Here is a 6,078-nt window from a genome sequence, read left to right as displayed (position 1 = left end):
AACCAACAACGGCCCGAGCGATGCGCAGGATGTGAACGTGGTGGATACGGCTCCTGCCGGCACGACGATCACTGGCTGGACAGCGGTGGTGACCACCGGTACGGTGACATTGCCGAACACCAGCGGCACGGGCGACATCAATGAGACGATTGCCACGCTGCCGAATGGCGCTGTGGTGACCTATACGGTGACGGTGCAGACGCCGGCTGACTTCGATGATGACCTGGTGAACACGGTTACGGTGACCACACCGACACCCGACCCGGATCCGACCTGCGATGACTGCACGACCCCGCCATTGACTCCTGATCCGCAGGCGGACATCGTAACGGTGAAAGTGGTGAGTGATGCCACGCAGACAACGTTCACCCCGGGTGAGTCGGTTGACTACACGATCACGGTAACCAACAACGGCCCGAGCGATGCGCAGGATGTGAACGTGGTGGATACGGCTCCTGCCGGCACGACGATCACTGGCTGGACAGCGGTGGTGACCACCGGTACGGTAACATTGCCGAACACCAGCGGCACGGGCGACATCAATGAAACGATCGCCACATTGCCTGACGGCGCTGTGGTAACCTATACGGTGACGGTGCAGACACCATCGGATTTCTCGGGCACGCTGGTAAATGCGGTTACGGTGACCACACCGACACCCGACCCGGATCCGACCTGCGATGACTGCACGACCCCGCCATTGACACCTGATCCGCAGGCGGACATCGTAACGGTGAAAGTGGTGAGCGATGCCACGCAGACAACGTTCACCCCGGGCGAATCGGTTGACTACACGATCACGGTGACGAACAACGGCCCGAGTGATGCACAGGATGTGAACGTGGTGGATACGGCGCCTGCCGGCACGACGATCACTGGCTGGACAGCCACGGTAACCACCGGCACGGTGACATTGCCGAATACTTCAGGTACCGGTGATATCAATGAAACGATTGCCACGCTGCCGAACGGCGCTGTGGTAACCTATACGGTGACGGTGCAGACACCATCGGATTTCTCAGGCACGCTGGTGAACACGGTTACGGTGACCACACCGACACCCGACCCGGATCCGACCTGCGATGACTGCACGACCCCGCCGCTGACACCTGATCCGCAGGCGGACATCGTGACAGTGAAAGTGGTGAGTGATGCCACGCAGACAACGTTCACCCCGGGTGAATCGGTTGACTACACGATCACGGTGACCAACAACGGCCCGAGCGATGCGCAGGATGTGAACGTGGTGGATACGGCTCCTGCCGGCACGACGATCACTGGCTGGAGTGCAACAGTCACGACGGGCACGGTGACATTGCCAAACACCAGCGGCACGGGCGACATCAATGAAACGATCGCCACATTGCCTGACGGCGCTGTGGTAACTTATACGGTAACGGTGCAGACACCATCGGATTTCTCGGGCACGCTGGTGAATGCGGTTACGGTGACCACACCGACACCCGACCCGGATCCGACCTGCGATGACTGCACGACCCCGCCGCTGACACCTGATCCGCAGGCGGACATCGTGACGGTGAAGGTGGTGAGTGATGCCACGCAGACAACGTTCACCCCGGGTGAATCGGTTGACTACACGATCACGGTGACGAACAACGGCCCGAGCGATGCACAGGATGTGAACGTGGTGGATACGGCTCCAACCGGCACAACGATCACAAGCTGGAGTGCAACAGTCACAGCGGGCACGGTGACATTGCCAAACACCAGTGGCACGGGCGACATCAACGAGACAATAGCCACATTGCCTGACGGCGCTGTGGTAACCTATACGGTGACGGTGCAGACACCGGCTGACTTCGATGATGACCTGGTGAACACGGTTACGGTGACCACACCGACACCCGACCCGGATCCGACCTGCGATGACTGCACGACCCCGCCGCTGACACCTGATCCGCAGGCTGACATCGTAACGGTGAAGGTGGTGAGCGATGCCACGCAGACAACGTTCACCCCGGGTGAATCGGTAGACTATACGATCACGGTAACCAACAACGGCCCGAGCGATGCCCAGGATGTGAACGTGGTGGATACGGCTCCAACCGGCACGACGATCACTGGCTGGACAGCGGTGGTAACCACCGGTACGGTGACATTGCCAAACACCAGCGGCACGGGTGATATCAACGAGACAATAGCCACATTGCCTGACGGCGCTGTGGTAACCTATACGGTGACAGTCCAGACACCATCGGATTTCTCAGGCACGCTGGTGAATGCGGTTACGGTGACCACACCGACACCCGACCCGGATCCGACCTGCGATGACTGCACGACCCCGCCGCTGACTCCTGATCCGCAGGCGGACATCGTAACGGTGAAAGTGGTGAGCGATGCCACGCAGACAACGTTCACCCCGGGTGAATCGGTAGACTACACGATCACGGTAACCAACAACGGCCCGAGCGATGCGCAGGATGTGAACGTGGTGGATACGGCTCCAACCGGCACGACGATCACTGGCTGGACAGCGGTGGTGACCACCGGTACGGTGACATTGCCAAACACCAGTGGCACGGGCGACATTAATGAGACTATCGCCACATTGCCTGACGGCGCTGTGGTAACCTATACGGTAACGGTGCAGACACCGGCTGACTTCGATGATGACCTGGTGAACACGGTTACGGTGACCACACCGACACCCGACCCGGATCCGACCTGCGATGACTGCGAGACGCCGCCATTGACACCTGATCCGCAGGCGGACATCGTGACGGTGAAAGTGGTGAGTGATGCCACGCAGACAACGTTCACCCCGGGTGAATCGGTAGACTACACGATCACGGTAACCAACAACGGCCCGAGCGATGCACAGGATGTGAACGTGGTGGATACGGCTCCAACCGGCACGACGATCACTGGCTGGAGTGCAACAGTCACGGCGGGTACGGTGACATTGCCAAACACCAGTGGCACGGGCGACATTAATGAGACTATCGCCACGCTTCCGAATGGCGCTGTGGTAACCTATACGGTAACGGTGCAGACACCATCGGATTTCTCAGGCACGCTGGTGAACACGGTTACGGTGACCACACCGACACCCGACCCGGATCCGACCTGCGATGACTGCGAGACGCCGCCATTGACCCCGGCACCTGAGGCGGACATCGTGACGGTGAAGGTGGTGAGTGATGCCGCGCAGACAACGTTCACCCCGGGTGAATCGGTTGACTACACGATCACGGTGACGAACAACGGCCCGAGTGATGCACAGGATGTGAACGTGGTGGATACGGCTCCAACCGGCACGACGATCACAAGCTGGAGTGCAACAGTCACAGCGGGCACGGTAACCCTCCCGAATACTTCAGGTACCGGTAATATCAATGAGACAATAGCCACGCTTCCGAATGGCGCTGTGGTGACCTATACGGTGACAGTCCAGACACCGCCGGACTTCGACGATGACCTGGTGAATGCGGTTACGGTGACCACACCGACACCCGACCCGGATCCGACCTGCGATGACTGCACGACCCCGCCGCTGACACCTGATCCGCAGGCTGACATCGTAACGGTGAAAGTGGTAAGTGATGCCACGCAGACAACGTTCACCCCGGGTGAATCGGTTGACTACACGATCACGGTAACCAACAGCGGCCCGAGCGATGCACAGGATGTGAACGTGGTGGATACGGCTCCTGCCGGCACGACGATCACTGGCTGGACAGCGGTGGTGACCACCGGTACGGTAACATTGCCAAACACCAGCGGTACTGGCGACCTGAACGAGACCATACCTACATTGCCTGACGGCGCTGTGGTAACCTATACGGTGACGGTGCAGACACCATCGGATTTCTCGGGCACGCTGGTGAATGCGGTTACGGTGACCACACCGACACCCGACCCGGATCCGACCTGCGATGACTGCGAGACCCCGCCATTGACACCTGATCCGCAGGCTGACATCGTAACGGTGAAAGTGGTGAGTGATGCCACGCAGACAACGTTCACCCCGGGCGAATCGGTTGACTACACGATCACGGTAACCAACAACGGCCCGAGCGATGCGCAGGATGTGAACGTGGTGGATACGGCTCCTGCCGGCACGACGATCACTGGCTGGACAGCGGTTGTCACCACCGGCACGGTAACATTGCCGAATACTTCAGGTACCGGTGACATCAATGAGACGATCGCCACATTGCCTGACGGCGCTGTGGTAACCTATACGGTAACGGTACAGACACCGCCGGACTTCGATGATGACCTGGTGAACGCGGTTACGGTGACCACACCGACACCCGACCCGGATCCGACCTGCGATGACTGCACGACCCCACCATTGACACCTGATCCGCAGGCGGACATCGTAACGGTGAAGGTGGTGAGTGATGCCGCGCAGACAACGTTCACCCCGGGTGAGTCGGTTGACTACACGATCACGGTAACGAACAATGGCCCGAGTGATGCACAGGATGTGAACGTGGTGGATACGGCTCCAACCGGCACAACGATAACGGGCTGGACAGCGGTGGTGACCACCGGCACGGTGACATTGCCGAATACCAGCGGCACGGGCGACATCAATGAGACGATCGCCACATTGCCTGACGGCGCTGTGGTAACCTATACGGTGACAGTCCAGACACCATCGGATTTCTCAGGCACGCTGGTGAATACGGTTACGGTGACCACACCGACACCCGACCCGGATCCGACCTGCGATGACTGCACGACCCCGCCGCTGCTTGACCGGAGGTTCTCAACGGCGAAAACGGTAAGCGATGCGAACGGAGACGGCAGTGCACAGGCAGGTGAGGAGCTGACATTTACCATTACCGTGACAAACACCGGGCAGGCTGATCTGGAAAACATAGCCATCGCCGACCCGGTGCCGGCCAATACAACTTATGTGGCAGGTTCGGCAAGCCATAGCGGTATGTTGTCCGGCGGAGCGCTGAATTGGACGGTGGACGTGCCAAGGGGGCAGTCCGTCAGTGTAAGCTTTAAGGTAACGGTCAACGCAGCGCTCACGGGTGTAAGCGGAATAACCAATACAGCTACCGTTACGGATCCTGAGAATCCCGGGAATCCGCAGACGCCGGCCTCGCCGCCAGTCCCTGTGAGCGGGATATCGAACCTGAGTGTGGTGAAAACCGCGGACGTTTCCGCCCCGCTGATCGGAGCCGAGGTGGTGTTTACCATTGAGGTTTCCAATGCAGGGCCGCACGATGCATCGGGCGTGGAAGTGATCGAGCGGTTGCCATCCGGTTATACGCTGGTGTCGCATGAAGCAAGCATAGGCACTTACGATCCAGGCAGCGGTGTATGGCAGGTAGGCAGCCTTGCCAACGGAGCGACGGCTTTACTGGAAATCACCGTGACCGTAAATGCCACCGGTGACTACCGGAATATTGCATCGGTAAGCGGTAACCAGCAGGATCCGGATGACGCCGATAATGAGGATGAAGTAACCCTTTCGCCGATACGGCCTCCTGTTGCTGATCACGATCAGGTTGCCGGAAACGCAAACGATGCTATCGTGATTCCGATTACCGACAATGACAGCGGATCGACATATCCGTTGGATCCGTCTTCCGTCGAGATCGTGAGCCCGCCGCAGAACGGTACGCTTACCATCAATCCGGATGGAACGGTCACCTACAGGCCCCACCCGGGATACATGGGTAATGATACGTTTACCTACCGGGTAAGGGACAGCGGGGGCAATTGGAGTAACGAGGCTACCGTAACGATCACGGTGGAGCCGAACCCGCTGAAAATACCGAACGTGTTTACGCCGAACGGCGACGGCCAGAACGATAAGTTCGAGATTATCGGTACAGAGGCTTACGACCGGGTCGAGCTGGTGATTTTCAACCGGTGGGGAAATGAGGTTTACAGGAGCCGTGAATACCGTAACACCTGGGAAGGCCAGAACCTGAGCGAAGGTACCTATTACTACATGATAAAACTGATCAGGGGTAACCAGGAACAGGAAGAGAAGGGCTGGGTGATACTGAAGCGGAAATAGTATGGTTAGTTTGATTATGCAATAGAAGATCACAAGATGAGACGTAATGCACATAGTTATCTGCTGGC

General features: G+C 58.6%; 1 protein-coding gene. It reads left to right on the top strand.

Translation table 11 applies throughout. The annotated features are described in order from the left end of the window. Positions 1 to 6,010 (top strand): T9SS type B sorting domain-containing protein (locus tag ACFOET_RS01775; RefSeq protein WP_379018950.1); only part of this gene is annotated, 6,010 nt, incomplete at its 5' end. Between the last annotated feature and the right edge of the window lie 68 nt (positions 6,011 to 6,078).

Source organism: Parapedobacter deserti (assembly GCF_042646065.1).
Taxonomy (GTDB): Bacteria; Bacteroidota; Bacteroidia; order Sphingobacteriales; family Sphingobacteriaceae; genus Parapedobacter; species Parapedobacter deserti.
Note: the sequence above shows the minus strand (reverse complement) of the source record. Positions and strands in the feature narration are given on the sequence as shown.